The 25,312-nt window shown below is 68.0% G+C and carries 18 protein-coding genes and 3 pseudogenes; 8 read left to right on the forward strand and 13 right to left on the reverse strand.

Annotation, left to right across the window (positions count from 1 at the left end; genetic code table 11):
• Positions 1 to 4: 4 nt before the first annotated feature.
• From ACXI0D_RS16925 to ACXI0D_RS16960, 8 genes are all read right to left on the reverse strand, one after another.
• Complete coding sequence (locus ACXI0D_RS16925; RefSeq protein WP_101765656.1) at positions 5 to 961, reverse strand: type II secretion system F family protein; 957 nt, start codon at positions 959 to 961, stop codon at positions 5 to 7.
• Positions 962 to 963: 2 nt separating this feature from the next.
• The gene (locus tag ACXI0D_RS16930) at positions 964 to 2,313 is read right to left on the reverse strand and encodes a TadA family conjugal transfer-associated ATPase (RefSeq protein WP_101765655.1); all 1,350 of its coding nucleotides are present in this window, start codon (positions 2,311 to 2,313) and stop codon (positions 964 to 966) included.
• A complete protein-coding gene (locus ACXI0D_RS16935) occupies positions 2,298 to 3,554 on the reverse strand; it encodes a CpaE/TadZ family protein (protein WP_049443370.1) in 1,257 nt (418 codons plus the stop codon). The genes ACXI0D_RS16930 and ACXI0D_RS16935 overlap by 16 nt, the downstream gene beginning before the upstream one ends.
• Before the next feature lie 27 nt (positions 3,555 to 3,581).
• Positions 3,582 to 4,940: a type II and III secretion system protein family protein gene (locus ACXI0D_RS16940; RefSeq protein WP_479642834.1), complete on the reverse strand. Its 1,359-nt coding sequence runs from the start codon at positions 4,938 to 4,940 to the stop codon at positions 3,582 to 3,584.
• A gap of 18 nt (positions 4,941 to 4,958) precedes the next feature.
• Positions 4,959 to 5,993 (reverse strand): Flp pilus assembly protein CpaB, encoded by a 1,035-nt coding sequence (cpaB, locus tag ACXI0D_RS16945; protein ID WP_101765652.1) that lies wholly within the window; start codon positions 5,991 to 5,993, stop codon positions 4,959 to 4,961.
• A 25-nt stretch (positions 5,994 to 6,018) separates the two neighbouring features.
• Entirely contained in the window at positions 6,019 to 6,495 is a 477-nt protein-coding gene (locus tag ACXI0D_RS16950; RefSeq protein ID WP_075677890.1) for a TadE/TadG family type IV pilus assembly protein, read from the reverse strand.
• The gene (locus tag ACXI0D_RS16955) at positions 6,492 to 7,037 is read right to left on the reverse strand and encodes an A24 family peptidase (RefSeq protein ID WP_101765651.1); all 546 of its coding nucleotides are present in this window, start codon (positions 7,035 to 7,037) and stop codon (positions 6,492 to 6,494) included. The genes ACXI0D_RS16950 and ACXI0D_RS16955 overlap by 4 nt, the downstream gene beginning before the upstream one ends.
• Positions 7,038 to 7,126: 89 nt before the next feature.
• Entirely contained in the window at positions 7,127 to 7,315 is a 189-nt protein-coding gene (locus tag ACXI0D_RS16960) for a Flp family type IVb pilin (protein ID WP_014037517.1), read from the reverse strand.
• 692 nt (positions 7,316 to 8,007) lie between these two features.
• On the opposite strand from ACXI0D_RS16960, the gene ACXI0D_RS16965 reads away from it, so the two are divergent.
• From ACXI0D_RS16965 to ACXI0D_RS16980, 4 genes are all read left to right on the forward strand, one after another.
• Positions 8,008 to 8,988: an AraC family transcriptional regulator gene (locus tag ACXI0D_RS16965; RefSeq protein WP_101765650.1), complete on the forward strand. Its 981-nt coding sequence runs from the start codon at positions 8,008 to 8,010 to the stop codon at positions 8,986 to 8,988.
• A gap of 235 nt (positions 8,989 to 9,223) precedes the next feature.
• Positions 9,224 to 14,962: an ESPR-type extended signal peptide-containing protein gene (locus ACXI0D_RS16970; RefSeq protein WP_479642835.1), complete on the forward strand. Its 5,739-nt coding sequence runs from the start codon at positions 9,224 to 9,226 to the stop codon at positions 14,960 to 14,962.
• Between the two features lie 61 nt (positions 14,963 to 15,023).
• Complete coding sequence (locus ACXI0D_RS16975; protein WP_119006412.1) at positions 15,024 to 15,866, forward strand: OmpA family protein; 843 nt, start codon at positions 15,024 to 15,026, stop codon at positions 15,864 to 15,866.
• A 121-nt stretch (positions 15,867 to 15,987) separates the two neighbouring features.
• The gene (locus ACXI0D_RS16980) at positions 15,988 to 16,278 is read left to right on the forward strand and encodes a DUF6959 family protein (RefSeq protein ID WP_014037513.1); all 291 of its coding nucleotides are present in this window, start codon (positions 15,988 to 15,990) and stop codon (positions 16,276 to 16,278) included.
• A gap of 81 nt (positions 16,279 to 16,359) precedes the next feature.
• Here ACXI0D_RS16980 and ACXI0D_RS16985 read toward each other — a convergent pair whose 3' ends face one another.
• Positions 16,360 to 17,187: a class I SAM-dependent methyltransferase gene (locus ACXI0D_RS16985; RefSeq protein ID WP_101765647.1), complete on the reverse strand. Its 828-nt coding sequence runs from the start codon at positions 17,185 to 17,187 to the stop codon at positions 16,360 to 16,362.
• 63 nt (positions 17,188 to 17,250) lie between these two features.
• On the opposite strand from ACXI0D_RS16985, the gene ACXI0D_RS16990 reads away from it, so the two are divergent.
• Complete coding sequence (locus ACXI0D_RS16990; protein WP_119006411.1) at positions 17,251 to 17,658, forward strand: MerR family transcriptional regulator; 408 nt, start codon at positions 17,251 to 17,253, stop codon at positions 17,656 to 17,658.
• A 56-nt stretch (positions 17,659 to 17,714) separates the two neighbouring features.
• Here ACXI0D_RS16990 and ACXI0D_RS16995 read toward each other — a convergent pair whose 3' ends face one another.
• From ACXI0D_RS16995 to ACXI0D_RS17005, 3 genes and pseudogenes are all read right to left on the reverse strand, one after another.
• Positions 17,715 to 18,431, reverse strand: coding sequence for an MgtC/SapB family protein (locus tag ACXI0D_RS16995; RefSeq protein WP_024957423.1), 717 nt, complete (start codon positions 18,429 to 18,431; stop codon positions 17,715 to 17,717).
• A 100-nt stretch (positions 18,432 to 18,531) separates the two neighbouring features.
• A pseudogene (locus ACXI0D_RS17000) lies at positions 18,532 to 20,347 on the reverse strand (chloride channel protein).
• 20 nt (positions 20,348 to 20,367) lie between these two features.
• Positions 20,368 to 22,497 (reverse strand): annotated as a pseudogene (locus ACXI0D_RS17005) (TonB-dependent receptor family protein).
• A gap of 83 nt (positions 22,498 to 22,580) precedes the next feature.
• Between ACXI0D_RS17005 and ACXI0D_RS17010 the strand changes: the two are divergent.
• A pseudogene (locus tag ACXI0D_RS17010) lies at positions 22,581 to 23,502 on the forward strand (M14 family metallopeptidase).
• Between the two features lie 73 nt (positions 23,503 to 23,575).
• On the opposite strand, the gene ACXI0D_RS17015 reads toward ACXI0D_RS17010, so the two are convergent.
• Entirely contained in the window at positions 23,576 to 24,427 is an 852-nt protein-coding gene (locus ACXI0D_RS17015) for a LysR family transcriptional regulator (protein ID WP_119006407.1), read from the reverse strand.
• Between the two features lie 160 nt (positions 24,428 to 24,587).
• On the opposite strand from ACXI0D_RS17015, the gene ACXI0D_RS17020 reads away from it, so the two are divergent.
• Together ACXI0D_RS17020 and ACXI0D_RS17025 are read left to right on the forward strand one after the other, a co-directional pair.
• Positions 24,588 to 24,941 carry an SMR family transporter gene (locus tag ACXI0D_RS17020; protein WP_101765641.1) on the forward strand — a complete coding sequence of 118 codons (354 nt, stop codon included), beginning with the start codon at positions 24,588 to 24,590 and terminating at the stop codon, positions 24,939 to 24,941.
• Positions 24,941 to 25,264 (forward strand): DMT family transporter, encoded by a 324-nt coding sequence (locus ACXI0D_RS17025; protein ID WP_119006406.1) that lies wholly within the window; start codon positions 24,941 to 24,943, stop codon positions 25,262 to 25,264. Before ACXI0D_RS17020 ends, ACXI0D_RS17025 begins: the two co-directional genes overlap by 1 nt.
• Positions 25,265 to 25,312: the final 48 nt, after the last annotated feature.

The following is a 25,312-nucleotide window of genomic DNA, read 5'->3' on the forward strand; positions in this document are numbered from 1 at the left end:
GCGGTCATAGCGACTTGGCCAGGCGGTACAGCAGGAACGCTCCGAGCAGTTCCAGGCCCAGTGCGATCAGCAGGATCCTGTGACCGAGCGGGTCATGCAGCACCGGCTGGAAGAACGCCGGGCTGGAGATCGCCATCAGCACCGCACTGGCCGGTGGCAGCAGCCCCAGCACCCAGGCCGACATGCGCGTTTCCGAAGTGGTGGCCGCCAGCTCCTGCTGGGCCTGCTCCAGGTCGCGCATGAAGTCGCCCATGCGCTGCAGGATCTGGTCGGCGCGGCCGCCGATGCGCACGCTCACCCCGATCACCACCGCCAGCACCTTCAGCACGTCCATGCGATATGGCTGCGCGGCCAGGCTCAACGCGCGATCCAGGTCCATGCCGCTGCGCGCATAGCGCACCGTGGTGTCGAGCAGGCCACGCAGTGGTGCGCTGGTCTGCATCGAAGACACCTGGAACGCGGCCTGCAGGCTGTTGCCCAGCGCGGTGAGGCGGACCAGGTTGTCGAGGAAGTCCGGCATCTGGTGCAGCAGCTGCGCACGCAGTTTCGTGATCCGGCGCATCACCCACAGCCAGCAGCCCAGCAGGTACAGCAGCAGGGTCAGCGGAAACATCCAGGCCGTGCCCAGCCGCATCGCCGCCACGACTGCAAGCACGAGGCCGGGCACCAGCAGCATCAGTGGCAGCTTCCAGCCCGGCTGCAGGCCGGCGCGCTGCAGCACGCCGTCCCAGGGCAGTACACGGCTCCCACTGCTGGCGGGGCGGGCGGAATCGTTGGCTGCGGCAACGGCGGGCCCGGCCGGTACCGCACTGGCGGCGCTGCCGCGCGCCAGCTGCTGCTCGGCATGCTGCAACGAAGCCTGGCGCTGCTCGCGGCTGCTGGCGGTGCCCCACAGCCAGACGGCCAGCGCCAGCAGCACCGAGATGATGCTCAACACGCCCAGCAGCAGGCCGGTGCCCATGCTCAGAAGTCCCCGTAGAGTGATTCGCGCAGCTGCTGGCGGAACGGCTCCAGCTTGTGCGAATGCGGATGGAAGCCCAGGCCGATCCAGCGGTCGGTCTCGCGGCCGCTGCCGTCGATCTGTACCTCGTGGCGGAACATCTCCTGGGTGGTGATCAGGTTGTCGCTGACCCCGGTGATTTCGGTGATCGAGACCAGCACCCGGCGCCCGCTGCCCAGCCGCGAGATCTGCACGATGAAATCGATGGCGCTGGCGATCTGCCGGCGCAGGCTGTCCTCGCTGCCCTGGAAGCCAGCAAAGCCGGCCAGCATCTCGATGCGGTACAGGCAGTCGCGCGGCGTGTTGGCGTGGATGGTGGCCATCGATCCGTCGTGGCCGGTGTTCATCGCCTGCAGCATTTCCAGCACTTCTGCGCCACGCACTTCGCCGACCACGATGCGGTCCGGGCGCATGCGCAGGCTGTTGCGCACCAGGTCGCGGATGCTGACCGCGCCCTGGCCCTCGGCGCCGCCGATCCGGCTCTCCAGGCGCACCACGTGCGGATGGTTCAGCGAAAGCTCGGCAGTGTCTTCCACGGTGATGACGCGCTCGTTGGCCGGCACGTAGCTGGCCAGGGCATTGAGCAGCGAGGTCTTGCCCGAGCTGGTGCCGCCGGAGACCAGGATGTTGCAGCGGCCCAGCACCATCGCCTTCAGCAGGGCCTGCATCGGCGCATCGAAGGTGCCCTTGGCGAGCAGCTCGTCGGGGGTGAACGGGTCCTTGCGGAACTTGCGGATGGACACCATCGGTCCGTCCACCGCCAGCGGCGAGATGATCGCGTTGAGGCGGCCGCCGTTGGGCAGCCGCGCGTCGACCATCGGGTTGGAATCATCCAGCCGGCGGCCGAGCGGCGCGAGGATGCGGCGCAGGATGCGCAGCAGGTGGGTGTCATCGGTGAAGCGCTGGGTGGCGCGCCTGAGCTGGCCGCCCTGCGAAACGTGCACGTCCTTGAAGCCGTTGATCAGGATGTCTTCGATGGAGGGGTCGTGGAGCAGGTCGTCGAGCGGACCGAAACCGGTGAGCTCCTTGACCAGGCCCTCGGCGACCACCTGCATCTCTTCCTCGTTGATCGGGATGCGCCACTCCTGGATGAAGCCCACGGTCTGCACCTGCACCCAGCGGGCGATGGTGTCCGGGGCCCAGGAATCGATGTCGATGCGCTCGTCCTCGATGCTGTTGAGCAGGTGCTCATGCGCGGCCGACAGTACCTTCTGGTACTGCTCGGTCTGCGCGAACGGCAGGTGGCCCGGGGTAGTTTCGGGCAGCACCGGGCGGGCAACGGCATGCGGGAACGGGGTTACCTTGTCTTCCATTGCGATCCACCCAGGGCAAGGGAGAGTCTTTCCCGCAGGCCATGCGGCTGGACCGGGCAGGCGGCCGGATCCAGGCGCGACACGAGCGGGGCGAGGGCACGCAGATAGGGGTCGCGCGGGGCATCCTGCAGCAGCAGGTGGCCCTGGCTGGCGGCCAGGCGCACGCGCGGTCGTTCGGGCAGCGTCGCCAGCAGCGGTACTTCGAAGCGGCGCGCGATCTGTTCCGGGCTCATGCCGCTGCTGTCATCGTGGCGGTTGATCACCAGCTGCAGGCGCTTCTCGCGCTCGCGCTGGCCCGCCAGGTGCTTCAGCGCCTGGTCCAGCGAGACCAGCGTGGCGATCGAGGCATCGGTGACCAGCCAGATCTCGTCAGCCTGGTCCAGCAACAAGGGCGGAAGCTGCCGCAGCGGGCAGCCGCCGGCGTCGCACAGCACGCTGGCAAACACGCCGCGCAGGCGTTGCAGCAGCGCGCCAGGATCGGAGGGCGGAACGGCATCGCCGCCACTGGCACGATCCAGCAGCACCAGTCCGGAGTCATGGCGCGCCATGGCCGTGCGGGCGAGGGTGGCATCGATGCGGCTGGCGTTGCGCAGCGCGTCTTCGTAATGGAATCGGCTGTCGAGATTGAGGTACAGCGCGAGGTCACCGGAGGGTTGCGCCAGCTCCATCAGCAGGCCGTCCTGCTGCAGGGCTTCGCCCTGGGCTAGGGCGCGCGCCTGCTGCGCCAGCACCGAAAGATGTGCGGCCAGGGTGCTGGTGCCGACGCCGGCGCGCACGCCCAGCAGCACGATCAGGCGTGCCTTGTGCGCGTGCTGGGCAACCGCTGCCGGGCGCGGAGACAGGGCGCGCCGCAGGGCCGCCTCGATGCCTGCGTCGTCACTGTCCAGGTCCAGTACATCGCGCAGGCCAGCGCGCAGTGCGATCACCACGCCTTCGACCTGGCCGGCGCTGGTGGCCCCCACTGCCACCAGGGGCAGGTCGGGTTGGGTCTGCTGCAGCTGCTGTGCCAGCACGCTTGAGGCAGCCGCATGCTCGGGCCGGAAGTCGAGCAGCACCAGGCTCTGCGGGCCGCGTTGCAGGTCCTGCGCGGAGGTGGGCGCGTTGCTGTCCTGCCAATGCAGGGCGGTGCTCGGCGGCAGCTTGGCGGCCAGCCGGGGCAGCAGTTCGCGATCCATGCCATACAGGACCAGGTTCATCGGGGGTCCTTGCGGATGCAGCGGCTGGGCAGTGGCGTAGGGCATGGGCGTGGTATCGCAGGCATCAGGGAGTCAGCGCGAGAAACCGGGCACCGGGTCCTGGCTGACCGGACCCAGCAGCCAGGAACCCCACTCGGGGAGATGCGGCTTGGCTTCGCGCTCGCCGGGCAGCGGCAGTTCGGTGTTGCGCGCCAGGGGTTGCACCAGGCGCGGGGTGACGATGATCACCAGCTCCTTGTCCTGGCGCTTGTAATCGAAGTTGCGGAAGAACGAACCGATGATCGGCAGGTCGCCCAGCAGCGGAATCTTGCTGACGTTGGAGACGATGTTGGAGCTGACCAGGCCGCCGATGACGAAACTCTCGCCATCGCCCAGCTCGACCGTGGTGTCGGCGCGGCGGGTGGTGATCGAGGGGATCTGCACGTTGTTGAGCATGATGGAATTGCTGTAGTCCAGGTCGCTCGCTTCGGGCGCCACCTTCAGCGCGATGCGGTTCGCCGCCAGCACGGTCGGGGTCACGGTCAGGCCGATGCCGAACGGCTTGTAGGTGATGGTGGTGGTGCCAAGCCCCTGCGGTTCCAGGATCGGCAGCTCGCCGCCGGCCAGGAAACTGGCGCTTTGGCCGGACAGCGCCACCAGTGTCGGCTCGGCCAGCACGCGGGCCATGCCATTGCTCTGCAGCAGTTCGACGTCGGCGTTCCACAGGCCCTTGGTCGAGCCGAACACCAGCCGGAACGCAGAGGAGATCGGCGACACAGCCTCGTTGCTGCTGTAGCCTTCCTTCATGCCGGGCAGCAGGCCGGTGTTGCCCGGCAACCCGGTGCCGGGCCGCGCGAAGCCATAGGCGAAGCCGCCGTTGCGGTTCTGGAAGTTGATGCCGATCTGCTTCATCGCGGTCTTGTTGAACTCGACCACCTTGACCTCGACCTGGACCACCCCGCCGCTGCTGATGGTGGACGTATCGGCAAGCACACCGTCCTTGCCCAGTGCCATCGCCGCCGTGCGTTGTTCCTGCATGTGCGAGAGCACACTGTCGGTGCTTCCCTGCAACAGGCCCTGCTGGTCCTGCTGGGTGAACACCAGATCATTGCCGCCGGTGCTGGCAGCACCCTGTACGGCGCTCTGCACCCGTACCGTCACCCGTTGCGGCTCGGCCTGCTTGCGGTGCCACAGCAGCAGGGTGGTGGTGCCGGGCATCTTGCCCACCAGCAGCGCCTGGCGCTGGCCACGCAGCATCACGATGTCGGCCACGCCGGGGTCGGCGATGGCCACCCGCTCCAGGTCGGCCGGCAGGTTCCAGGGACGCTGCTCACGGGCCTGCAGCACCAGGTCATCGGCGGCCACGCTCGTTGCCGGTGCCAGCAGCACCAGCAGCAGGGCCAGCCAGCGCTGGCGGGGAGAGAGGCGTGGACGGCGGCGACGTTCGGTCATGGATGCGCTCGATGCGGGTCAAAGGGAGCCACGGGGGGCGGAACTGTCGCCACGGATGATCTCGATACCCGACGCGCGCGGGGCGCTGCGACGGGGCGCCGGCGCGCGCGTGGGTGCATCCGCGTTGCTGCGTTGCGGGGCGCTGCCGCGGCCGGCCAGCGCTTCGCCGTCGATACCGGCGAAGGCGTGGTTCTCCGGGCGCTGCAGTGCCAGCTGCTGCTCGGCGTCGAGCCCGCGCAGCGGGTCGATCACACCGCGCGATTGCGGGAACAGCGCCAGGTCCGGCAGGCCGGTGTCGGCGGGATTGCGCAGCGCCAGGAACAGCTTGCCCTGCTGTGCACCCAGCAGCAGCCGGTTGGCGTCGGCCACGGGTACTGCCAGCACCGCGCTGCGCGCGGGTTGCGGGGCTTCATTGCTGCTGTGGCTGCCGCCACTGCCGGTGATGTCGGCCGCGCGCGGGTCGTTGCGGGTGTCGGCCTCGCTACTTGAGGTGGCCTCTGAGGCGACCGGCGCGATGTCCTGCTGGCCATAGCTCAGCACGCGCAGGCGCGACAGCAGCAGGCGCGTCTGCGCGGCTTCGGCGGGGCTGTTGATGCTGGGCTGGGCATTGCGCAGGTTGAGGAAGACGTCGACGAAGTCACCGGGAAGGATGCGGTTGCCGGCACCGACCAGTTCGTCCACGGGCACGGCCAGTGCGCGCTCGCCCGGCCGCAGCTGCAGCGAGAAGCCCTGTGCCAATGCGCTGCTGCTGATCGGGCTGCCTTCGGCGATGTCCTGCACCGGCACCTTGCCGACAACGGCTGCAATGCTGGTGGCGGCACCGGCGACGGGTGAGGTGCGCTGGGCCAGGCGCAGGCCGTTGGCGCTGATCGGCTCGCCCGCAGGCAGGCGTGCCACGGCTTCCACCACCGTGATGGCCTGCGCCTCGTTGTGCGCGATTGGCGCGACCGTGACCGGTGCGGCCGGTTTGCGCCCGATCATGAAAGCGATCAGCGCCAGCAGCACGGCCAGGCCGATCAGGGCGACGGCAGCGATGCGGGTCAACTTGAGCATGGAACCGTCTCCAATGTACCAATCATCAATTGCCGCTGCCGAGATCGAGCTGAGCGACCGCGACGCTGCGGATGGGAGCCTGCATCACCCATTTGTAGAGCGTGGCGGTGCCGGGCAGGAAGGGATAGCTGGCGTAGTCATAGCTGACCGTCACGGTCATGCACTGGGCCGTGGCCAGGCCGGCGCAGGGCGCCTGTGCCGACACCACGATGGCGTTGCTGCCCCCCGCGCTGCAGTCCACGTTCTGCTTGGAAAACTGCAGCAGCCATTGCATCGACGTGCGTGCGGCGACGCAGGCGGCAGTGCGCCGCTCGCCGGCCGTGCCGTAGCGCAGCGAGGCGCGCGCGCCTTCGGCCGAAGCGGTGGCCAGGGTCTGTTGCGCCGCCATGATCATCACCCCGGAGAAGGTGAACAGCAGCAGCGGCAACAGGCCGAGCATCAGCATCAGGGCGAACTCGATGCTGGCGACGCCGCGTTGCAGGCGTGGGCTGCGGATGTTCACGGTGCACCTCCGTAGATGCTGGCCAGCACCCAGCCGATGGCGGCGAGTGCCAGATAGGCTGCATAGGGAATGCCACGTCGTCCCTGGCGGGCGGCCTGCATGTCGCGCAGGGCCGGATGCGCTTGCCACTGCGCGTTGGTGCGATTCACCTGCATCTGCAGGTGGCCGGGCAGCAACACGCCCAGGCGGCGGCCAGCCAGCACCAGCACGGCGTGCAGCCCGGCGGCGAGGCTGGCGACCAGCCAGACCGGCAGCAGCGCCTGCCAGCCCAGCATCAGCCCCAGCACGGCAAAGAACTTCACGTCACCGGCGCCCATCCAGCGCAGGGCATAGAACGGCAGCAGCGCCAACAGGCCAAGCGCCGCGCCGGCAACGTGGGGTAGCCACGGCTGGCGCGGCGCGCTGAACTGGCCGGCGACGATCACCACGGTGGCGATCACGCATGCGGCGATCAGCCAGGCGTTGGGCACCCGACGGGCATACAGATCACTGATCGCGATCCGCAGGCACATGCCGATGGCCAACAATCCCAGCAGTGTCATCGCACACTCCATCGTCCGTCACTGGACGGTCTTCGCCTGGTTCCATGCGCCCCGCCGTCGCGGCCCTGCCGGCCGCGCGCGGTCGCCGCTTAGGTCGTCGAGCCCGACGCCTTGGTGGCCAGTGCGGAGAGGTTCTTGAACAGCGTTTCGAAGAAGCCCTTGATCTGGTCGTTGCCGACCGCGATCAGGATGCCGGCGATGACGGCAGCCAGCAGCCCGTACTCGAGCGCGGTGACGCCGTCTTCTTCCTTCAGGAATTTGCGGATCGATGCGTTCATGACCAATGTCTCCCTCTACCTGTCTGCGGATGCAGTACACCTGCGTTGGGCGGTGGCCCGGCTCCGCCGGGATCGTCCGTGGGCCTCCGCGCGTCCTGGCGGAGGAGGCACGGCGGGATGGACCCGCTGTGCTCAAGCAGGGTGATCGTCTCCAGGCGGGACATTGGCCGCACGGTCGCGACCGCACGGCGCGGGGCCGGTGGTCGAGGCATCCAGTGATGCGTGCGTGGTCATGCTGTCCCCCTGGGTGCGGCCAGATCAGATGGCCGGATCACCGTGATATCGACTTTGCCTGAATGGCGGTTGGCTGCAACTGGAACCTATATGCAAATTCGGCAGAAACTCCGAAAACCTGAAAATTTAAGATTGCTTCTGTGACGAAAATCCGTTCTCAGGCAAAACGATTCATGGTCGTGTAGATAATGTGATTCGCTTTCCTGGTGCATGCGAAAACCGTGCCACTCGTTCCGACATTTTCTTCACCTGTGTATCTATTTTTATCATTTAAGTCTGCGGGTTTACCTTTGCGGATTATTGGGCATACTCGCATTCAAGCTATTGCATTTCCCTGGTCGGTCGCATCGAAGCGGTTGCGGCCGGCACGGCATCGGAAGTGGTTAATGGATCGATGCGCGCCCTGTCAGGCAGTGGGGGCCGCATCGCATGGCGGATCAACGGGGGACAACACTGTCATGGTCGATGGTGGGGTAGGAGACAGCGACGACAGCGGCCTGCGGTCGATAGACCTGGCCACGCTGAGCGGCGTGCTTCGTGTCTGTGATGTCGAACTGCTGCTGCTCGATGGCAATGGGCCACGTGCGGCATTCGCTTCGCGCGTGCACGAGGAAGCCCTGTTCTGCAGCATCAGTTGCGGTTTCCATTGCCGTGGCCGTTTCATGCTGCCACCGGACTGGGCGATGCTGGGATACCTGCACGCCACCGATGAGACGCTGAGCTGGTGCCATGGCGTACCGCTCACGCCGGGCATGGCGTTGACGATCATGCCGGAGGGCATCAGTGAGTTCACCCTGAGCCCGGGCACGCACATGACCCTGATGCTGGTGCCGGTGGCACGGGTGCAGCGCAAGCTGACCGAACTGAGCCTGCGCAGCACGCCTCCCGCTGGCCAGGCACTGTCGCTGTTCAACCTGGCCAGCGAAGCCGCGCCGCTGGCACGCCACTACCAGCAGCTGCATCTGCAGCTGGGGCAGGGTGCAGGCCTGCAGCCGGAAGAAACTGAAACCCTGTTGCACGAGCATGTGCAGGCCCTTCTGGGCGCCGGTGTGGCGGATCGCCCGGGCTGCAGCCGTGCACGGCGCACGCATTATCTGATCGCGCAGCGAGCAGAGAACTTCATGCGGCTCAACCTGCGCCGCAATATCTACATGAATGAGATCTGCGATGCCGCCGGCGTCAGCGAGCGCGGCCTGCGCTATGCGTTCGAAGACCTGTTTGGAACCTCGCCGAACCGCTATCTCTCCATGCTGCGCCTGTGCGCGGCCTGCCGCAGCCTGTCGATGGCAGATTCCAGCCGTCGTTCGGTGAAAGCCATCGCCCTCAGCTGCGGCCTGTGGGACCTTTCGCGCTTCGCCGACAATTACCGCAAGGTATTCGGCGAACTGCCGCGCGATACCCTGATGCGCGCGCCCGCGCAGATCGGCCAGCCGGCCTGAGCCAAGCCCCGCAAGGGTTTCCGCGGCGTTCATGCCGGAATTGCATATCCGCTTGCCGATCATGTTGCCGCTTCTGCATAAACGGCTGCCGATTCCGGCCGTGGATTTGCCGGAATGCGCGATTGCCGTGCCGGATTGAAGTGCGCCGCCACCTTTGCAACCGCTGAAATGTCAGTCACCTGCCTAACGGCAAGTCCACTGACATTCCAGTTGTTCGCCTACGGGGGAAATGCTCATGAACCGCATCTACCGGCGTGTATGGAACCGCCAGCTCAATGCTCTGGTTGTGGCCTCGGAACTGGCCACCGGCGACAGCGGCGGCAGCGCCGCACGCGATCCGCGCGCCTTCCTGCTGATGCCCACCGCCCTGGCCCTGGCACTGCTGTGCGCGCTGGCCAGCGGCCACGCAGGGGCATCGGAAAGCAATCAATCGTTGCGTGACCTGCAAGCGCTTGCGGCGAAGTATGCGCAGCCGATGCCGGTCAAGGTCGACGCCGAAGTGGCCCTGGCTGCCGCTGCACGGCAGGCGCAGAGCAGCCCTGCGATCAGTGCGGACGCTCGCCTGGGCCTGCAGTTGAACACCACGTCGCTGCCGGTGGTGCGTGACGTACTGCCGGCCACCGTGCAGGTGAAGCTGGCAGCGGACACCACGCCGAAGCAGGTGGCCGTGCCGGCGCTGGCGGCCGATGTCCGCGCCACTGTCGGCCTGGGCAACGCTGCGGGCAAGGCAGCAGAGGTGGATGCGTCGCTGGCAGCGAATGTTGCGCCCGGCGCGCAGGCGCCGCTGGGTGTCGGCGCCGATGCACGCGCCAAGGCCAAGGTCGGCATCGCCGGCCGCCAGGTCGCTTCGATCGATGCAGGTGCCAAGGCGTTGGCGGGCCTCAGTGGTTCGTCCCTGAAGACCTCTGTCGACGGCAACACCGACGCGCATCTGGCGGTGGCTGGCCATCACATCGAAGGTCAGGGCCAGGCCCGGGCGACAGCTGCGGTCACGTTGCCGGCCAAGGAGGAATTGCCGGGTGACACGCATGATCGCGCCATCAGTGCCGCGTTCGATGCCGGCGCCGCCGGCAAGGTGCGCGTGCAGGCGCCGGACGGCCAGGAAGTGATCGCCGATCGCAACCTGAAGCTGGCCGGACAGGCGACCGTCGCCGCGCAGCACAGCGCGCTGGGCGTTGGCAACCTGGTGGGTGGCGCGGTGGGGGCTGTCGGCGGGACGCTTCACGGTGCTGCGGATGCGGTCGGCAGCACGGTGGGTGGTGCGCTGAAGGGCACCGTCGGAACGGTGGGCGGTGCTGTCGGCGGCGCGCTGAACGGTACTGTCGGAACGGTTGGCGGTGCAGTGAGCGGTGCACTGAACGGCACCGTTGGCACAGTTGGCGGCGCAGTGGGTGGCACGCTCAACAACACGGTCGGCGCAGTCGGTGGCGCACTGAACGGCACCGTCGGAACGGTTGGCGGTGCGGTCGGCGGCACGCTGAACGGTACGGTTGGCCAGGTTGGCAGCGCAGTAGGTGGCGCACTCAACAACACGGTCGGCGCAGTCGGTGGCGCACTGAACGGCACCGTTGGCACCGCTGGCAGCGCAGTAGGGGGCGCGCTCAACAACACGGTCGGCGCAGTCGGCGGAGCACTGAACGGCACCGTCGGAACGGTTGGTGGTGCGGTGGGTGGCACGCTCAACAACACGGTCGGCGCAGTCGGCGGAGCACTGAACGGCACCGTTGGCACCGTTGGCGGCGCAGTGGGTGGCACGCTCAACAACACGGTCGGCGCAGTCGGTGGCGCACTGAACGGCACCGTCGGAACGGTTGGCGGTGCGGTCGGCGGCACGCTGAACGGTACGGTTGGCCAGGTTGGCAGCGCAGTAGGTGGCGCACTCAACAACACGGTCGGCGCAGTCGGTGGCGCACTGAACGGCACCGTTGGCACCGCTGGCAGCGCAGTAGGTGGCGCGCTCAACAACACGGTCGGCGCAGTCGGCGGAGCACTGAACGGCACCGTCGGAACGGTTGGTGGTGCGGTGGGTGGCACGCTCAACAACACGGTCGGCGCAGTCGGCGGAGCACTGAACGGCACCGTCGGAACGGTTGGGGGTGCAGTAGGTGGCGCGCTCAACAACACGGTCGGCGCAGTCGGCGGAGCACTGAACGGCACCGTTGGCACCGTTGGCGGCGCAGTGGGTGGCACGCTCAACAACACGGTCGGCGCAGTCGGCGGTGCACTGAACGGCACGGTTGGCCAGGTCGGCAGCGCAGTGGGTGGCACGCTCAACAACACCGTCGGCACGGTCGGTGGTGCAGTGGGCGGCATTCTCAACGGCACCACCGGCAGCCCCACCAGCGGCCTGGGCGGTGTGCTGGGTAGCACGCTGGGCAATGTCGGCAGCGCGGTGGGCAACCTGCTCAACGGCAATCTCAATGGCACCATCGGCAATCTGGGCAGCGCCGTGGGTGGCCTGGTCGGTGGCACGCTCAGTGGTCTCGGCCTGACCAAACCCTCTGCGATTCCGCCGACCAGCCCGAAGGCGCCGGCGGCGGCCGACCCGAATGCGGGCCTGATCATCGGTACCGGTGGCCTGGTCGGCAATGTCGGCCAGCTGATCGGGCCGACCACCACCAGCCTGTTCGGTGGCAACGGCTACCTGAGCAACGGCAACCTCAAGCTCAGCAACGCCAACGTGATGCAGACCTATTCAACGGTCAATGTGCTGGGCCTGCCGGTGGTCAACCTGTCGCCGGTCGGCAGCACCCTCAACGGACTGGGCGGCGCTGCCACGGGTGGCAGCTCGCACCTGACCCTGATCGGTGGCGTCACCTCCGACAGCTACATCTACAACATCAACAACGGCAATCCGGGTGGCCTGCTGGGCCTGCTGCTGCCGAAGGATTCCCCGGCCTGGGCGGCCAAATGCCTGGACATCGCGCTGGCCGACATTTCCTGCTGGGCCGTCAACGCGGCCCAGGACTACCAGGTGCTGATGGGCGATGGTGCCTTCGCCAACGGCTCCAAGGAAGTGGTGATCGGTGCCAACGCACGCCATGAACTGCCGAAGGTCGATGCCAACGTCGCCTTCCCCGGCGATGGCGTGAACGATCCGAGCAATCCCACCGGCGTGCCGACGGCCGACTATGCCGCGCGCATGGGTCATTCGGTCGTCGTCGGCGACAGCGCCGTCGGTACCGCCAACGGGCAGACCCTGCTGGGTGCCGAATCCACCTCCAACCAGGCCAACTCGGTCGCGCTGGGCTACCGCTCGGCTGCGCTGCGCGGCGCGCAGGCCAGCTACAGTGCCTATGGCCTCACTGCGCCGCAGGTCTCGGCCGGTGAAGTGTCGGTGGGCACCGCCGGCGGCGGCGAGCGCCAGATCACCAATGTGGCTGCGGGCAGCGTCAACACCGACGCGGTCAACGTGGCGCAGCTGAAGGGTGCGATCAGCCTGATCAACGGCGTGGCGGATGCCGCGGTGACCTACGATCTGGATGCCGGCGGCAATCCGAACTATCGCCGGGTCACGCTCGGCGCAGGCACCGGCACCACCACCATCGGCAACCTTGCCGCCGGTGCGGTCACCGCAGGCAGCCTGGAAGCGGTCAACGGCGGCCAGCTGGCGGCGACCAACAGCGCCATCGCCAGCTTCTTCGGTGGCCGCGCGGCCTTCGATCCCGCCAGCGGCATCTTCACCGCACCGCTGTTCGAGATCAGCACGATCTCCACCGGCGGCGCCATCGCCAAGGGCCTGTACACCAACGCCACCGATGCCTTCGCGGCGGTGGATGGCTCGCTGGTCAACCTCAACTCGCAGATCACCGATATCCGCAATGGCGGCACCAAGTACCTGCGGGTGAACTCGACCGGCACTGAAGCGGTGGCCAGTGGCACCGATTCGATCGCGGTCGGCACCAATGCGCGGGCGACGGCGGCCAACAGCATCGCGGTGGGTGCCGGCAGCCTGGCCGATCGTGCCAACTCCGTGTCGATCGGCGCCGCCGGTGCCGAGCGCCAGGTCACCAACATGGCGGCCGGTACCGCGGCGACCGATGCGGTCAACCTGGGCCAGCTGCAGGCCTCGGAGCAGGGCGCGTTGCGCTATGACGTCAATGCCGATGGCAGCGTCAACTACGCCAGCGCCACGCTGGGCCAGGCCGGTACCGCCACCACGCTGCGCAACCTTGGCCCGGGCCAGGTCAGTGCCACCAGCAGCGAGGCCATCAACGGTGCCCAGCTGTTCGCGGCCAACCAGGCCGTGGCCACCCACCTCGGCGGTGGCGCTGCGGTCAACGCCAGCGGCGTGCTGACCGCACCGACGTACTCGATCAACAACGTTGCCGCCAACGGCACCGTGACCAAGGGCAGCTACAACGACGTCGGCACCGCCTTCGACGCGGTCAGCAATTCGCTGGCCAACGTTGCCGACCAGACCGGCGAGATCGACAAGCTGGCCGTGAAGTACGACGTCGATGGCAGCGGCAATGTGATCAACAGTGTGACCCTCAAGGGGACCGGCACGGGCGCAGTGAAGGTGACCAACGTTGCCGCGGGCAGCATCCTGGCCGGCAGCAGCGACGCCATCACCGGCGACCAGCTGTTCAGCACCCACAGCACCATCGCCAACTACTTCGGCGGCACCACTGCCTTCAACGGCACCACCAATGTGTGGACCGCGCCGACGTTCAGCATCTCCAGCATCGCCACCGATGGCACCTTCACCAGCGGCGATTACAACAACGTCACCGCCGCCTTCACTGCCGTCGATGGCTCGCTGAAGGTCCTCAACCAGCGCATCACCAACGGTGGCGGTGGCAGTGCCTACCTGGCGGTGAACTCGACGGCAGCCGCAGCTACCGCGGCCGGTGCGGAAGCGGTTGCGGTCGGTCCGCAGGCCAGTGCAGCCGGTGCCAACAGCGTGGCGGTCGGTAACGGCGCCAGCAGCAGTGCCGGCAACAGCGTGGCGCTGGGTGCCGGTTCGGTGGCCAGTGTCGGTGCACAGAGCGGCTACACCGGCGCCTACGGCCAGACCGGTGCCAGCAACTCCGCTGGCGAGGTGTCGATCGGCAGCAGCGGCAGCGAGCGCAAGATCACCCATGTTGCCGATGGCTCGGACGACCACGATGCGACCAATGTCGGCCAGCTGAAGAATGGCGTGAACTACGCCATTGACCAGTCCAAGTCCTACACGGACCAGAAGATCCAGAACATCACCAACGTGGCCGGCAGCTTCCGTGCCAACAACACCAACAACCTGGCCGACCCGTCCGCCAGCGGCGCCAACTCGGCCGCCGGTGGTGCAGGCTCCACCGCCGCCGGTGCCAACTCGACCGCGCTGGGCAATGGTTCGCAGGCGCAGGCCGACAACTCGGTGGCGCTGGGTGCGGGTTCGGTGGCGAACCGGGCCAACACGGTTTCGGTGGGCGCCAGCGGTGCCGAACGCCAGGTGGTCAACGTGGCCGACGGCTCGCAGGCTACCGATGCGGTCAACGTGCGCCAGTTGCAGGCCTCTCAGCAGGGCACCATCCGCTACGACACCACGGTCAACGGTGCCACCAACTACAACAGTGTCACCCTAGGCAGCACCAGCAGCGGCCCGACCACGGTCCGCAACGTTGCCGCCGGCACCGCCGGTACCGACGCAGTCAATGTGGACCAGCTGAAGTCGGGCATGGCGCAGACCCTGGACTGGTCGAAGGCCTACACCGACGAGCGCATGGGCGGCTTCGAGCGCGACCTGCGCAAGACCGACAACCGTGCCTCGGCCGGTATCGCCTCGGCGATGGCCACCGCGGCGCTGCCGCAGCCCAGCGAGGCGGGCCGCAGCATGGCCTCGATCGCCGCTGGCAGCTACAACGGCGAATCGGGCGTGGCGCTCGGTATCTCCGGTGTCTCCGAAGGCGGCCGCTGGATCTACAAGTTCAGCGGTTCGACCAACAGCCGTGGCGAGGCCGGTGTGGCCGTCGGTGCCGGCATCCAGTGGTGATCCCCGCCGCCGGGCCGCACGCGCGGCCCGGCATCGCGGAAACGTCTACAGGGGGAATGACATGAAACAGCATCGCATCGCCCGCGCCGGCCAATGCGCCACCACGCTGGGCCTGATCCTGGGGATGGGCCTGCTGGCCGCCTGCCGCAGCCATGCGCCGGCCGCCGAGGGTCCTGCCGAAGCCACCGCCGTGCACTTCCCGGAGGCCTCGAGGGCCTCGCTGAAGGAGGGCATCTATCCCGACGTCGCCGACCTGCGCCGCTTCGCGCCGGGCATGAGCAAGCGGCAGCTGTACACGCTGCTGGGCACGCCGCATTTCAATGAAGGCATGTGGGGCGTGCGCGAGTGGAACTACCTGTTCAATTTCCGCACCGCACAGGGCGCGGAGTACTTCACCTGCCAGTTCCAGGTCCGCTTTGACAGCAAGGGTATTGCCCAGGCGGGCTACTGGAAGCCGGAATCGTGCGCGGCCGTGCTGGAGCCGCCGCGTCCACCGGCCCCGCCGGCACCGGTACCGGCACCGCTGCCGGAACAGCCGCTGCGGCTGTCGGCCGATGCGTTGTTCGGTTTCGACAGCGCGGTGCTCAGCGCCGAAGGCCAGCATGCGGTGCAGGGCATCCTGGCGCAGGTACGCGAAGCCGCGCAGGTGCAGTCGATCCGGGTAACCGGCTACACCGACCGTATCGGCAGCGCCAGTTACAACCAGACGCTGTCGCAGCGTCGCGCCGAGGCCGTACGCAGCGCGCTGGTGCAGGGTGGCGTGCCTGCAGCCAGCATCAGTGCCGAAGGACGCGGCGCGGCCGAGCCGATCGTGCAGTGCGGGCAGCGCAACCGGCGCGAGCTGATTGCCTGCCTGGCGCCGAACCGGCGCGTGCAGATCGCCGGGATGGCACTGCCACGTTGACCTTCCTGCGCCGGGGCGATGCCCCGGCATCCCGAGTCCCCCCTGACCGCCGGCAGGCGTGGCAACGTCTCCCCCGTCGTCCACGCCTGCCTGCGGCTCAGGTTTTCAAACGGTGCACGCGATGAATGCCCAATTCCTGCCCCTCTCCATGAAGACGGAAGCCACTCTCAGCGTGTACGGCCAGCTCGGCAACCATGCCGTGGTGCGCATCCCCGGGCGACGCCTGCCGGGCCTGATCCTGCAGGCCGATACCGTGGCAGGGTTCCTGGCCCAGCTGCAGGAAGCCCAGGCCTGCCTGCGCAGCGGCCGCGCACAGCGCACCGATGCCGAACTGGACATGCTGATCGACGTGCTGCAGCAGTGGTACGCACTGATCGAATCGCGCCTGGCCGACGCCGGCGAGGCGCTGTAGAAGAAAAAGGGGACGGAGGGGATTAAGTCGTTTCCGGCACACCCGGGGCGAGAACGACTTAATCCCCTCCGTCCCCTTTTCCTAGGCGCGGGCGCGGACCAGCCAACAGGCGGCATCCACGCGTACACGGTCGCCTTCGATGAACGGTGCAAATGCAGCCAATGCCTTTTCGCGAAGCGTCGCGGCGCGATCTTCCGGCATTGCGCGCAGGGCCAGCCCCAACGGGCCCAGCTGGCCGACATAGGTCGGCAGGTCTTCGCGGGCGATCGAGCAGGGCAGGTCTACCGCAACCAGCTCCACATCCTTCCAACCGGCGGCCTGCAGCAGCCGCTGTACCTGCCCGCCATCGGCAAAGGCGAATTGTCCCGGCGCGCCGGGCACCCGGGGCGGCAGATCCAGTGCATCGCCAATGGCGCGCTCGGCCGTGGTCATGAATGGGTTCTCGTCGGCACTGCGCCAGGCGATGAAGCGCAGCCCCGCGCCCGGTGTCGAGGCACGATGCAGGTTGGCGAAGGCAGCCTGGCTGTCCTCGAAGAACATCACGCCCAGCCGCGACTGGATCCAGTCGAAGTGCGCGGACGGCAGCGGATGCCGCTGCGCGTCTGCCACGATGAAGTCCGCGTCCAGTCCCACCGCCTCGGCGCGCTGGCGGGCCAGCGCCAGCATCGGCGCGGAGATGTCGAGACCGGTAGTGTGGGCGGCCGGGCGTGCCGTGGCTGATGCCAGCAGGCTGGCGCCGGTGCCGCAGCCGATGTCGAGCAGTTGCGTGACGGTCTCCGGAAGTTCGGCGACCAGCAGGTCGGCCATCGGCTGGAACAGTCCATCGAGGATGGCCTGCTGGGCGACCCAGATCTGGCCGCCAGGGCCATTCCAGAGCGTATTCTGATCAACGGGGGATGTACTGGCCATGGCCTTGTCCTGCCGGGAAGTTGCCCATAGGTTGGTGCTTGAAGGCGACTTGAGGTCAAGCCCGTGCGTGAACTGGATATCGGCGAGGTGGTGAAGCGCAGTGGCGTGCCGGCCTCGACCCTGCGCTACTACGAGCAGCTGGGGTTGTTGCAGGCCCTGGGTCGTCGCGGCTTGCGCCGGCAGTACGACGAGCAGGTGCTGGAGCGGCTGGCGCTGATCGGCCTCGGCCAGGCGGCCGGGCTGTCGCTGCAGCAGATCGGGGCATCGCTGCCGCCGCAGCGCGGATGCCTCACGCTGGATCGTGAGGCCCTGCTGGCGCAGGCTGATGTGCTGCAGCAACAGATCAGCCAGCTGCAGCGGATACGCCGTCACCTGCAACGCGCCGCGGCCTGCCCGGAAGCGCAGGATGCACGCCAGTGCGGTTCGTTCCGCAGGTTGTTGAGGGCCCAGCAGCGCATCGCGGGAGGGTGAGAGAAGAGCATCCACGCATGGCGTGGATCTACTGCACCACGCTATGCGTGGGTGAATCAATCGCGGGTGCTGACTTCCCAGGTGGCATGCAGCACGCCCGGCACGTGTTCCATCCGTGCCAGCACCACGTCCAGCTCGTCGGCACTGACCGCCGTACTGACCAGCACCGCGATCACATCGGTGGGCGCGTCGGCATGCTCGACCACCTGCACATCACCCACCGGGTACTGCGCAGCCTCCAGCGCATCGACCAGGCGCTCGCGCACCCGCGGCACGGCTTCGGCATCCACGCTCAGGCGCACCTCGTAGGTGGCTTCGGTCGCCGTCTCGTTGATCGGGATACGGTTGATCGCATTCACCAGCGGCCGCAGCAGGGTGTTGCCGGCGATGATCAAGACCGTCAGCAGCACGCCTTCGGCCAGCATGTCCGCACCGGTGCAGCTGCCGACCGCCGCCGAGCACCACAGGGTGGCGGCAGTATTCAGGCCGCGCACGTTCATGCCTTCCTTCATGATCACGCCGGCGCCGAGGAAGCCGACCCCGGAGACCACGTAGGAGATCACCCGCACCGCCTCGGCGCTGCCGGCGATACGCATGCCCAGGTCGACGAAGGCGGCTGCACCCACCGCCACCAGCACGTTGGTGCGCAGGCCGGCGGTGCGTTGCCGGTACTGGCGCTCGGCGCCGATCAGCGTGCCGAGCACGAAGGCGGCCAGCAGGCTGACCACGGTGTCGGCGAAGGGGCCGGCCTGGAAGGTTTCAATGAAGCGCATGGCGGGAGTCTACCCGGTCGAAGTGACAGTAGATCCACGCCATGCGTGGATTTCCAGCGTGCCAGAAACGACTTAATCCCCTCCGTCCCCTTTTTGCGGGTCAGTCGCTGTCCTCGACGCGCTCGCCCATCAGTTCGCGCTGGCGCTTGTCCAGTTCCTCGGCGTAGCGCTTGCGCACGAAGGCTTCGGAGACCACGCCCAGCACCTGGCCGTCGGCGGCGACCACCGCCAGTTCGTCGGCCTGGGTCTGGTCGAAGCGTTGCATCACGCTGACCACGTCGGCGGCCGGTGACAGTGACACGTCACGGTTCTCGGCCAGCTCGCCGATGATGGTCTCCGGTTTCTTACGCCATCGCCGTACACGCGTGGGATCTGCACGATGCCGGCATAGTGGCCTTCGCCATCGATCAGCACCACCCGGCTGCCCGAACCCAGCGGGAAGCGCTGGCGGAACGCGGCAGCGTCGAGGTCGGCCGGTGCGGTCGCCACGCCCTTGCGCATCAGCCGGCCGGCATTGAGGTTCTGCACCCAGCCGACGTCGCGTGCGCTCTTGATGGTCTCGCCGCGCAGGTGCATGCGCCAGGTCGAGAACGAATAGCCGAACCACTGCCGCACCAGCGTGCTGGAGACCAGCACCGCACTCATCACCACGCTGGTCAACAGGAAGTCATGGGTGCCTTCCAGCACCAGCATGGCCATGGTCATCGGTGCGCCGACCACGGCGGCGGCCAGCGCCGCCATCCCGGCCAGGGCGGCCGAAGTTGCATCAATCACCGGCACGCCGGTGGCCATCGCCAGCAGGCCGGCGAACAGGGCGCCGACCAGGGTGCCATGAACAACGAGGCGAAGAACAGTCCGCCCCGGAAGCCGAAGCCCAGCGAGATGCCGGAGGCCAGGCACTTCAGGGTCAGCAGCCCGCCGATCCAGATCAGCGGCAGATGCGTGGTCAGGTCCAGGTGCAGCGCGCCATGGCCGGACGACAGCACCTGCGGGCTGGCCAGCGCCAGCGGGATCAGCAGCAGGCCACCCACCACCGGCCGGCCCCACAGCGGCAACGGACTGCGCTTGACCGTGCCCTCGATCGAGGCAATCAGCCGCATCACCGCGATGCCGACCATCGCGCAGCAGCAGCCGAGCAGGCCGTAGATGGCGTAGTCGGCGGCGCGGACATCAATCGTCGAGGCAGCCGGCAGCAGGTAGGCCTCGATGCCGGCCTGGTCGGCCACGAATGCACCGGCCAGGGCGGCAACGGCCACCGGGGCCAGCGCGGCCGGGGTGTAGGCGCCGATGACGATCTCGAACGCATAGAACGCACCCGCCAGTGGCGCCCCGAAGGCGGCCGCGATGGCGCCGGCGGCACCGGCGCCGACCAGGATGCGCACGTCGTTGCGGCGCAGGCGCATCACCCGGCCCAGCTGCGAGCCGCTGCCCGCGCCCATCTGCGTATACGACGCCTCCAGCCCGACCGAGGCGCCGCAGCCGTTGGACAGCAGGGTCTGGGTCAGCACGATCAGGTTGTCGCGCATCGACATGCGGCCGCCATGAAGGGCATTGGCTTCCACCGCATCGAGCAGGGGCCGCTTGAGCCGGGTCGCGGCCAGGCTGACCAGCCCGACCAGCAGGCCACCCAGCGGCAGTACCAGCAGCGCGGTCCAGGTCAGCGAGGGCAGGGAACTCAGGCGCATGCCGTCGTCCAGCCCGTACAGGGTGCCCTGCAGCCAGCGTGCGATGCCGGACTGCAGCAGGGTCAGGTAGCCGGCGATCAGGCCGACCAGCAGGGCAAGCGCGATGAACCACAGGTCGCTGCCGCGCAGGCGCAGGCGCAGGCCCTGGAAGGCCAGATGCAGGCGCGATGGCGAAACAGGCAATGACATGGTGGCGGCATGATACGCCGCCACCGTGATCGCCGCCGTCACTGCATCGGGCGGTTACTGCGTCAGAAGCGGTAGCGGCCCTGCACGTAGAAGGTGCGCGGCGCGGCCACCACGCGGCCGGCATTGCCATCGACGTTGCGGGTGTACCAGCGCTTGTCCGCCAGGTTGTTGACGCCCAGCGCGATCTCGCTGTCGGCCAGCCCCGGCACCTGCCAGGCCACCTGCGCATTCCACAGGCGTACGCCCGGCACGCGGCCCACGCGTGCGTCGGCGGTCTCATCCCAGGTGTTGGCCGCATCGGAAAACTGGCCGCTCTGGTGGGTGCTGGAGACATTGAAGGTCCAGCCGGCCAGCGCGTAGCGGGCGCCGACGCTGTCGGTGTCGCGCGAGTAGAACGGCACGTCCAGGCCACGGTTGTCGCCGGACTGCTGGATCGCCTTGGTCCAGGTGTAGTTGGCGTACAGCTCCAACCCGGCCAGTGCGCTGTCTTCGCTGAAGTGGTACTCCAGCGCGCTTTCCACGCCCTTGTGGTCGGTGGCGCCGATGTTCTGGAAGGTCGGTGGGGTGATCCCCGGTACCTGCAGGATCTGGTTGTCGAAGCGCATCTTGAACACGGTCACTTCCGCGCGCAGTGCGCCGTCCTGCCAGCGCGCACCGAGCTCAGTGGTCGCTGGCGATTTCCGGTTTCAGCGGGTTGCGGCGGTCTGCGAATTCAGCTGGATGTTCTGCACCGGCCCGAACGAGGTGGTGTAGTTGCCGAACACGGTCAGCTGCGGGGTCAGCAGGTAGGCGATGTTGAGCGAGGGCAGCGCCTTGTCGTTGCGGCTGCTGAAGGTCGCCGCGCCACCCGCCTGGCGGCGGTCCATGTCGATCCATTCCATGCGCACGCCCGGGGTGATCCGCCACTGGCCGATCGCGATGCGGTCGTCGATGTAGAAGGCGTGCGCGTCGGTGGCGTTGTCGAAGCGGGTGGTGGCGCTGGCCGCGCCGGTGCGGCGGGTGACGGTGTAGCTGCGGTCGTTGCCGCGCTCGCGCAGGAAGCGGTAGCCGGTGGTGATGTCATGCACCGTACTGCCCCACTGCAGGCGCTGGGTGTAGCGCGGCTCGATGCCGAGCACGCGGTAATCGCGCGGCTGCACGGTCAGCTGGGTACCGGCCGTGTTGATCAGCGAGCTGGCACGGCTGCTCTCGTTGTAATAGGCCAGCACCTCGAACTCGCTGTTGTCCGACAGCGTGTTGGTGTAGCCCAGGTCGATGCCGGTGCGGTGGCCCTTCCAGAAATCGGTCGGGCGGGTGTTCTGGAACGGGTCGGCCTCGTACTGCGCGCGGGTCAGGCCGCCCGGGGTCAGCGAGCGCACATCGTAATAGGACAGCTTGGCACGCAGTTCCTGCTGTTCGTCGATGGCGTACGCGAACTTCAAGGCGAGATCGTTGAAGCGGTCATCGCTGCCCTGGCGCCAGCCGCGGCCGTCCTGGCCGGAGTACAGCAGGGCGGCGCCCAGCCCGTTGTCGCCGGTGCCGCCGAGGAAGGCGTTGTACTGGGTGCTGTCACCGCCGCCGTGATCGTAGGCGGTGTAGCGCACACCGGCCCCACCGTGCAGGCCGGTGCCGGTCGGAATGGCGCGAGTGCTGAAGTTGATGATGCCGCCCACGTTCTGCGGCCCGTAGCGCACCGCGCCGCCGCCGCGCACCACGTCGATCGATTCGATGTTGGACAGGCTGGTCGGCGCGAACGACAGCTGCGGCTGTCCATACGGCGCCACCGCCAGCGGTACGCCGTCCAGCAGCACGGTCGAGCGCGGCGAGTAGCGCCCGGTCAGGCCGCGCACGCCGATGTTCAGCGACACCGAGCTGCCGGCGGTACCGGAGTTGTCGGTGACCTGCACGCCGGGAATGCGGCGCATGGCATCGCCGATGCTGGCCGCCCCGCTGGCCTCGATGCGCTGACGGTCCACCACGGTGCGCGCGCCAGCGAAGTTCTTCACGCTGTCGTGGAGGCCGGTGCCCAGCCAGCTGCCGGAGACCTGGATGCTGTCCAGCGTGGTGGCGCCGTTCTGGGCGAAGGCGCTGGCGGCCGGAAGCAGGCACAGGGCGAGGGCGGCGGCCAGGGGCAGGCGGGCCGGTCGGAGGGCGTTGATGGGCATCGGTGCAGGTTGTGGAAGGTCATAAATGAGAATTATTGCTGATTCCATTCGCCAATGGAATGCGTCTGCGGTTTCTGCCGGCGGGCCGGTGGTAAAGTGCGTGATTGCTTCCTGACTCGCTGAGATCCGCCATGTCCCAAGCCGCTTTCTACCCCGTCGGAACCCCTGGCCAGCCGTGGGGAACGGCGGAACGGGGAGGCGTGGCGTGGCCGCCAGCAGCGCCTGCGTCGCTACGACGAGGAGGTGCTGCCGCGTATCGAAGCGCTGGCCCCGCGCTTCGACAAGATGGCCTATGGCCAGCTCGATTACGCCGGCGAGACCTACACCCTGTTCGCCCTGCGCAGCCGCGACTGGAACCCGGCGCTGCCGGCTGCGCTGGTCACCGGTGGCGTGCACGGCTACGAGACCAGCGGCGTGATGGGCGCGCTGGAGTTCCTCGAAAAGCACGCCGCCGACTATGCCGGCAAGGCCAACCTGCTGGTGGCGCCGTGCGTGAATCCGTGGGGCTTCGAGCGCATCAACCGCTGGAACTTCGATGCGATCGACCCGAACCGCAATTTCCGCGCCGATGGCCCGGCCCGCGAGTCGACCGCCCTGATCGAGCTGATCGCACCGATCAAGGACCAGTTCGTGCTGCACATCGACCTGCACGAAACCACCGACAGCGACGAAAGCGAGTTCCGCCCGGCGCTGGCGGCGCGTGATGGCAAGCCGTTCGAGCCGGGCCTGATTCCCGATGGCTTCTATCTGGTGGACGACAGCGAGAACCCGCAGGCGGCCTTCCAGCAGGCAGTGATCGCCGCGGTGGAGAAGGTCACCCACATCGCCCCGGCCGACGATAAGGGCGAGATCATCGGTTCGCCGGTGGTGGCCCATGGCGTGATCGAGTACCCACTGGTGAAGCTGGGCCTGTGCGCCGGCATTACCGGCGCGAAGTACACCACCACCACCGAGGTCTACCCGGACAGCCCGCGCGCGACCCCGCAGCAGTGCAACGAGGCACAGGTGGCGGCGGTGTGCTCGGCGCTGGATTACGCGCTCGCCCATCGCTGATCGGTTCGGTAGTGCCGGCCGCTGGCCGGCAGCCACGGGACAAAGAGATTGCCGGCCAGCGGCCGGCACTACCTCAGCCCAGCGCGTCTGCCCACCACAGTGCGGCTGGCCCTGGCGGCGTGTCGCGGCGCCACAGCAGGTCGCTGTGGATGCGCCGTGGCCAGCCGGGCAGCACCAGTTCCAGCAACCGCCCGCGGTCGTAGCGCTGTACCAGCGCCCGCGGCAGTTCGGCCCAGCCGATGCCGTCCTCGGCCATCTCCATCACCATCAGGTAGTCGGTGGCGGTCCACGCCAGGCCGGTGACCACGCGCGCGTGGTCGACCTCGGCGCTCAAGCGCACCTGCCGGTGCCGCGCCAGCTGTGCGGCGGCGCGACGGCCGGCGCTGGCCAGCGGATGCTCGCGCGCTACATACACCGACAGTTCGCTATGGTGGGCCAGCGGCCGTGCCACCAGCCCATCCGGATAGTGCTCCTGCCGTGGCAGCAGGCCCAGCGCGGCGCGACCGTTGCTCACCAGTTCCAGCACGTCCTCGCCCTCGGCATCCAGCCATTCCAGTTCGATCTCCGGGAACGCTTCGGCGAAGCGCTGCAGGATCCGCTGCTCCGGGTCCAGCTGGTAGACATCGGAGAACGCCACGGTCAGGCGCGGTTCGACCGGCGCGGCCAGGCGCACGCTCAACTGCTGCAGGCGGCCATCGGCGGCAAGGATCTCCTGCGCGTGGCCCAGCACCTGGCGGCCGGCCTCGGTCAGCTGCGGGTAGCGCCCGCTGCGGTCGAACAGGCTCACGCCCAGGTCAGCTTCCAGGTGGGCAATGGCGGTGCTGACCGTCGACTGGGTCTTGCGCAGGCGTCGCGCCGCCGCCGAGAACGAGCCCAGCGCGGCGGCTTCGACGAAGGCCTGCAGGGATTCAGGGGAGTAGGGCATTGATCCATCGCTCTTGTCGATGGAATCCATTTTGATACCACCGTAAAAGACGATGATACTGGCTTCCGTCGCCCCCGTCTGCGGGGCGTTCCGGACCCTCCACGCACGGCGTGGATCCATTGATGAGGCGGCGCGGTCCCCGCCCTGCAAGGAGTTTCACATGTCCCGTACTGTTTCCGCCCGTGGCGCGCTGGTCGCCTGGGCCTGCCTGACCGTGGCGATCGTCGCCGAAGTGGTCGGCACCTCGTTCATGGCCCATGCCGCCCGCGATGGCGGCTGGACCGGCTACCTGATCATGGCCGGCGCGCTGGCGCTGTCCTACTTCTTCCTGGCGCAGTCGGTGCGCCGTATCGCCGTTGGCGTGGCCTATGCAGTCTGGGAAGGCCTCGGCCTGACCCTGCTGACCGTGGTCGGCCTCACCGTCTTTGGTGAAAGCCTGTCGCTGCAGCAGCTGGCCGGCCTGGTGCTGGCGGTGGTCGGCATCGTCTGCGTCACCCTCGGGGAGGCGCACTGATGAATACGCTCGCTCTGTTTTTCGTGATCTGTTCTGCGCTGATCGACGTCGCCGCCAACATGATGGTGGCCAAGTCGGAAGGCTTCCGCCGCTGGCGCTGGGGCGTCGGCGCGATCGTCATGGTCTGGATCGCCTTCGCCCTGTTGGGCCAGGCGGTGCGCTACATGGACCTGGCCACCGCCTATGCGATGTGGGGTGCGATCGGCGTGATCGGTACCGCTACCTGCGGCCGCCTGTTGTTCGGCAACCGCCTGCGTCCGATTGGTTGGATCGGCATCGCGCTGGTCACTTTCGCGGTGCTGCTGCTGAGTACCGCGAAGTAACGCGTCGCTGTGCCAACCAAGGTTGGCACCCACCTGTGCGGAGTCGCG

The sequence above is a fragment of the Stenotrophomonas sp. C9D9 genome (assembly GCF_056491205.1).

Bases quoted from the DNA above. Each gene is read 5' to 3' on its own strand.
- ACXI0D_RS17020 (WP_101765641.1), top strand. From the start codon at position 24,588: ATGTCCCGTACTGTTTCCGCCCGTGGCGCGCTGGTCGCCTGGGCCTGC.
- ACXI0D_RS16960 (WP_014037517.1), bottom strand. From the start codon at position 7,315: ATGAACGCATCGATCCGCAAATTCCTGAAGGAAGAAGACGGCGTCACC.
- ACXI0D_RS16985 (WP_101765647.1), bottom strand. From the start codon at position 17,187: ATGGCCAGTACATCCCCCGTTGATCAGAATACGCTCTGGAATGGCCCT.
- ACXI0D_RS16955 (WP_101765651.1), bottom strand. From the start codon at position 7,037: ATGACACTGCTGGGATTGTTGGCCATCGGCATGTGCCTGCGGATCGCG.
- ACXI0D_RS17025 (WP_119006406.1), top strand. From the start codon at position 24,941: ATGAATACGCTCGCTCTGTTTTTCGTGATCTGTTCTGCGCTGATCGAC.
- ACXI0D_RS16940 (WP_479642834.1), bottom strand. From the start codon at position 4,940: ATGACCGAACGTCGCCGCCGTCCACGCCTCTCTCCCCGCCAGCGCTGG.
- ACXI0D_RS16980 (WP_014037513.1), top strand. From the start codon at position 15,988: ATGAATGCCCAATTCCTGCCCCTCTCCATGAAGACGGAAGCCACTCTC.
- ACXI0D_RS16965 (WP_101765650.1), top strand. From the start codon at position 8,008: ATGGTCGATGGTGGGGTAGGAGACAGCGACGACAGCGGCCTGCGGTCG.
- ACXI0D_RS16995 (WP_024957423.1), bottom strand. From the start codon at position 18,431: ATGCGCTTCATTGAAACCTTCCAGGCCGGCCCCTTCGCCGACACCGTG.
- ACXI0D_RS16970 (WP_479642835.1), top strand. From the start codon at position 9,224: ATGAACCGCATCTACCGGCGTGTATGGAACCGCCAGCTCAATGCTCTG.
- ACXI0D_RS16975 (WP_119006412.1), top strand. From the start codon at position 15,024: ATGAAACAGCATCGCATCGCCCGCGCCGGCCAATGCGCCACCACGCTG.
- ACXI0D_RS16925 (WP_101765656.1), bottom strand. From the start codon at position 961: ATGGGCACCGGCCTGCTGCTGGGCGTGTTGAGCATCATCTCGGTGCTG.
- ACXI0D_RS17015 (WP_119006407.1), bottom strand. From the start codon at position 24,427: ATGCCCTACTCCCCTGAATCCCTGCAGGCCTTCGTCGAAGCCGCCGCG.
- ACXI0D_RS16935 (WP_049443370.1), bottom strand. From the start codon at position 3,554: ATGCCCTACGCCACTGCCCAGCCGCTGCATCCGCAAGGACCCCCGATG.
- ACXI0D_RS16930 (WP_101765655.1), bottom strand. From the start codon at position 2,313: ATGGAAGACAAGGTAACCCCGTTCCCGCATGCCGTTGCCCGCCCGGTG.
- cpaB (WP_101765652.1), bottom strand. From the start codon at position 5,993: ATGCTCAAGTTGACCCGCATCGCTGCCGTCGCCCTGATCGGCCTGGCC.